This window comes from Loktanella sp. DJP18 (genome assembly GCF_049310965.1).
Lineage (GTDB): Bacteria > Pseudomonadota > Alphaproteobacteria > Rhodobacterales > Rhodobacteraceae > Loktanella.
The window spans coordinates 1-5,178 of sequence record NZ_JBMERN010000193.1 but is presented as its reverse complement, the minus strand read 5'-3'; the positions used below and the strand labels follow the sequence as shown (position 1 = coordinate 5,178).

Here is a 5,178-nt window from a genome sequence, read left to right as displayed (position 1 = left end):
CTCGAGGACAACGCTCATGTAGCGGTTCCTCCATGCTATTGGCTGATCGACGAGCAAGGGCACAAATCTACCCTGCTGGGCACCCATGGGGCGTGTGAGCCACAGCTTGTCGTCTGTTTCAGTGAGCGTGCCGGTGAGGGTGCGGTTAAGGCCCAAAATGATCTGACGAGAGGTAGCGGGCTCAACCGACTGACCAGCAGACAAAGCTCTTGCCATGTCGAGGTATTTCTGACCGTAGTGGAAGCGTGTGAGACACCAAGGGTCCTGTCCGATGGCGCTGTCGACTGGAAGTGTAAGAAAGAGCCGCCGACGTTGTCGCCGCAACGCCTCGCGGATCTGGGTGGCATGCCCAGCTGGGTCCTCAGAATAATTGGCTCGAACCTGGGTAAGTAGCGCCTCACCGTAGTATTCGTCTTGCGGGAGCGCCTTTGCGAGCTCCCCGTCGAGCAGAGCGTCATCGATTACATTCGTTGTTTCTTCACCAACACCTATCTCAGCGAGCGCCCGAAACGCAGCTGTGCCTTCTCTAACGCTGGAAGTATGGTTAGCACCGAATAGGTTCGAATACGGATCAGTGTGAAAAAACGTGGAATTCTTGGTCGTAGCCGCCGCTCGATCTGCATCCATCAGGGGTCTACTTGGGTGCTCTGAATGTCCAAGAAGCGCGTTCACCACCAGGATGATCAGATGCCGGAGCGGAAGGTGGTGGTCATCCGCTGCTGCGATCTCAACGAGATCCTTCAGGCGCTGCTGCATGAGCGACGGACCATTCTCGCCGAGCAAAATAGCACGGTTTATGAGGATGGGGTTGGCTTCTTTGTTCACGACTGACATGGAGAAGTCATCCCAGCCAGGATGCTGAAGGATTTCCCGAAAAATCGCGTCGAGAGTCTCCGAATGGGATTTCCGGGACATGTGGATGAGACGAAAGGGAAGATCTTCCTTGGGCACCTGCTCCTCGTCTTGCAGCATTCTCGAGATCTTCGTGCCAAGGGCCATGGCGTCTGGACTGCCGTTCTTTTCGCGGAAAAAAGACAGAAGTTGTCCATCGTTGACGCAGATAACAAAACGATCCGAAGATTGACCCAGGAGAGCCGCTACAAGATCTGGGAAGAGATTATTGCGTTCGTCGCGCGAGAGTTCGCTCAGGTCCTTTATGAAGCGAACTTGCGGGTGCGCATCGTTTGCAGGAACGACGTTTTCAACTTCGTGGTCATTCCATGCGATTGTAGTGAGTTTCTGGAAGGCTTGACGCGCAGTGTATGTTTTTCCGTCGCCTGCGGTCCCGGTCAGGATCACTGAATTCGGTGCGCTTCCTGAAATCACGCTGACGACTTCCGCCGAAACGACTTCAGGAATTTCCAAAGGACTATTTCCGGTCCTCGCTGCTTCGGCTTGGACAAACTCATCATACATCGCGTTGCCGTCCGGGCGGGGGCCATACGCGAGCAGGAGATCGACAAGGGAATACTTCATTATGATGCTCACAGATGGCAGATTGCGCAGCCGTCTTCCGGCTCTCCAACGGGAGCATCACGCCGCTCCATTTCCGCGATCTCTTGGAGAGAGCGCCGTTGGGTCCAGGTGAACCGACGTCCGTCTGGCTTTTCGTCTTCATAATTAGTGGCGCTCTCGAAGAGGTCGGGATGGCGCTCCTTCAAAGCCTGCCATTCGCCGATCTGTTGGTAAAAGCAGAAGTAGCAGCCCGAGCGTGATCGCCACTCATAGTATTTCGGTAGGCCGAGACCGCTGTCATCGAGCATGGCGCGCACATCGGCGATCCCAAGACCGGCATCTTTGAGCGGATAAACCGGTCGGATGTTTTCCTTTTCAGAAAGCGCCACTGGCTTGGTCCTACGAGTGGCATCGTATTGCTCGCGGTGGTTCAAAGCCGCGCCGCCAAACCCTTCGCGGTTCTCGTCAGCACGTATGCCGATGTAGGAATAGCACTCACTGTCGCCGACAAAGTGTTCGAAAGGTCGTATCTTCAGCATTCGCGTGCACCAGCGCGCCTGCGGATTTGGCAAAAAGCCAGAGTAGACTTCTTCCAGCAAGACATCGAAGGGCGATCGTTTTCCGCCCTTGTCGCGAACTCTAAGTTCCGGGAGGTCGAGCGCTGTCAGACGCTTAACTTCGACGCCGAAGATGGCCTCGAAACGCTTGATGTAGGCGTATGTCTCAGGAAGCTCTGCGCCGGTGTCGGTGAAGAGAAACTCGAGTGGCAGATGAGAATGGTTCTCTATCATGTATATCGCGAGCGCCGTCGAATCCTTACCTCCGGAGAGAGGAACGATATGGCGGCGTGTCAGATCGGATGTCGCTTCTTCAAGGCTGGCAGGTATCATTCCAGCATTCCTTTCATTTCCATAAGCATCGCGTCAGCGGCACTTTTCCCCGAGGTCTTCTCGAGTAACTTCAAGCAGGTCCGGATGCGATCCGTTAGGAACGGTGCCGCGGTCTCGTCGAGATCTTGGGCAGACAAAATGGCGTCTTCGATCTCTCGAATTCGGCCCTTTAGTGCTCGTGTAAACTCTCTCGACGCGCCGTCGTCCCATTCTTCGAAATCAAGACCGAGAAGCATTGCTGACAATGCGCGCGCAAAGCTTCGCTCGGTGTCTGAGCCGACGTCGGCACGACGCGCCCTGTTGAGTATCGCCCGGGCGACACTGTCGATGGACGCGTCCCCAGCAAGGCTCGGCGGCACACGGTCTGCCCATGCCTTCGCTACCGCCAGCCCGCCAACCGCGCCAAACGTCGTCCCACCGAAGGCTGCCGTGACCCCGCGTATGGCTTCGGCAGCATAGCGATCTGTGACGCGTTCCATTTGCTTGCGCCCTTCGGACACGAAGGCGAGCGTCTCGTCGTCCAAGCGCTTTCGGCCAGCAATGGACGGTAGTGCCCGCAGCAAAAGATGGGCAGGATCGGTGCGCGTCTGACGTAAGGCAGACTGCAGGGCTTCGGCTTCTAAGCCAAGACCTTTCGCTGTCATGGCGGCGCGAGGTAAGGCGCGCATCCATTGCGATACGGCATCATGAAATGCCCGGATCAGGTCTGTTTCGACCTCGTCAGGCAACGGGGAAAACTCAGCCGTGAGCTGCACGATCCGCTGTCGTTGAATGGCCGAAGCGTCGATGACCTCAATTTCGAATGCTCCCGGGTTCTCTGCGATCTCTTCCATGGTCGTGGGCACGATATCGTCGAGGTAAACCCATCTGCCGTCAGTTTTTTTTCTGATCGCGACCAAGCTCGCGAATGCGCGCAGGCCTGCTGTTATAAGGATCGGAACCACGCCGCGGCGTATGCCAAGCGGCGGACGCGTGAGTTGCTCGATAATATCGACGAAAGATCGCGTCTGAGCATCGGGAGACGCATAGAATGCCTCAATCTGCGACCACGCTTCGCGCATTCCCTTGTCGAGTAATGCGTCGGGAGTGCGCCATTTCCCGAGTTCATCATCGAAGAGACCAGGAGCGACCAGCGTTGTTCTGAAAAGGGAGGCGTCAGAGGTGGAGAGGTCCTTGTATCCCATGAAGGGGAGATCGCTGCGCTCGAGGATGCCCAGCAGTAGGCGCTTGCGGGCGCTTTTCGTTTGGGCGGTTACTTTGCGACGGACGATCTGTTCATTTGCAATCCGTGGGGTTAATGAAAACCGCGTTTCAAACAAACTTGATAGAATTTTACCGGGCTGGAGATCTGCTCCGGCACCGATGCATTGATTTTGGCAGAACCAGCTGACTGCCCCGGCAGCTGGATCGATGAGGCTTGCGGCCCTTCCCAGGAGAAAATCAAGGATATCGCCTTTCAGTTCGGCAATTTCGCGACCCACGCGAGGGTCCATTTCAAGCAGGAGTTCGTCATTTTCCAGCCTGGCATATGCGTCGGCTTCGAGGGAAGCCATGTCGAGGTCAGGGCTCTGGTCTGCCAGTGCCAAGAAAAAATGTGGATGATTGTTCATCCAGGCACCACCCAGCTTTTTGAAATCCTGGGCCGAGGCGTCGACAACGAGTGCCACCAGAGCGTCATAATGATCTGCTTTGACGAGCAATTTTCCGCGGGCATCGGAATCGAGGAGTGTTGAGGCGGAAATGAAAACGCTTTTCGCGTAGCGCGTCATGGCACGCTTGTGATTATAGGCCTCGCCGACATAGTGCGGCGTGGGCACATGAGCCCTGACCCGATCAAGGGGATCGCCTGCGGTGCGAAGTGCGTCCATTTCCTCTTGGGCGCGTGCGCGAACATCGACATCAGACCCTTCCCAGACTGAAATCTCGTCCGTCAGTGTGCGATGAAGAAGCAGTTTTCTTGAGAGAAGGCTCTCGATGGCATCTTCAATCTCTCGGCGAGGATGGGTCGATCCGAGGTCCATCGCATCAATGAGCCGTTCGAGGCTCATGCAAGCCGTGTCCCCGGTGGCTGCAAGGTGCATCAGGGATGCCGCAGCGATAATTTCGCGTTCGATTGGGCTGCTTGCCCGCGCGCGGGCCGCCTCAGTTTCGACAAACCGCTTGTGCGTCCCACCCACTGCGGTGTCGACGCGCATCGCGTCTGAGAAATGCCGATAGAGATCCTCGATGACTACAGTTTTGCTTCGGTCTTCGGGAAGTTCTGTTCCGAGAAAGCCGAAGATGGTTCGCTCACTCTGACCAATGCGCGCGGCAATTCGGGGCAGGAGGTAGAATGCGGTTGGGCTGAGAGGGGCCGCGCGCCGCATCAGGTCGGTGGAGGCTTCGCCTTCGGCAAAAGGAAAGAACCCAAGAGTTTGAACCGTCGCGAGCGTGCCCTTGGTCAGCCTGGGGCGTCCGGATTTGGTCAGTTCAGATGCGACGTCGGCGATAAGATCATAGATCTCATCGCTGTCTTCGATGATACGCAGCACATCGAACCGTCCTTCGATCTTGCGCCAGCCTGATTGGTCTGTCTGACCCAAGCGGCCGGCATAGCGATGAAAGTCCTGGTGGAGGAGCAGGGTCAGGGTGGCCGACGGTGCCTTGCGGCGCATTGTCCACTCTGCCAGATCTTGAAGTTGTGAGAGATCTTCGGCTCTCCCCTTTCCGGCAAGGGTTTCCAGATGTCGGCCGAATTCCCCTCCGTGCCAATAAGAGTGAGACATTTGACTGGCTAAAGTTTAGACTTGAGGGCGAAGGAGACCGAACCCATGGTAATGCCTTCACAGATGCC

The 5,178-nt window shown here is 56.5% G+C and carries 3 protein-coding genes; all 3 read right to left on the bottom strand.

The window, feature by feature from the left end; translation table 11 throughout:
• The coding region (locus ACOI1H_RS23510) for a hypothetical protein (RefSeq protein ID WP_422440598.1) at positions 1-1,476 on the bottom strand (1,476 nt) is incomplete at its 3' end.
• An 8-nt stretch (positions 1,477-1,484) separates the two neighbouring features.
• On the bottom strand, positions 1,485-2,345 hold the full coding sequence (locus tag ACOI1H_RS23505; protein ID WP_422440597.1) for a phosphoadenosine phosphosulfate reductase family protein: 861 nt from the start codon (positions 2,343-2,345) through the stop codon (positions 1,485-1,487).
• Positions 2,342-4,999 carry a hypothetical protein gene (locus ACOI1H_RS23500; protein ID WP_422440595.1) on the bottom strand — a complete coding sequence of 886 codons (2,658 nt, stop codon included), beginning with the start codon at positions 4,997-4,999 and terminating at the stop codon, positions 2,342-2,344. Before ACOI1H_RS23500 ends, ACOI1H_RS23505 begins: the two co-directional genes overlap by 4 nt.
• Positions 5,000-5,178: the final 179 nt, after the last annotated feature.

What these genes read in the sequence shown, in the direction of transcription:
- ACOI1H_RS23505 (WP_422440597.1), bottom strand. Translation starts at nt 2,345, where the DNA reads ATGATACCTGCCAGCCTTGAAGAAGCGACATCCGATCTGACACGCCGC.
- ACOI1H_RS23500 (WP_422440595.1), bottom strand. Translation starts at nt 4,999, where the DNA reads ATGCGCCGCAAGGCACCGTCGGCCACCCTGACCCTGCTCCTCCACCAG.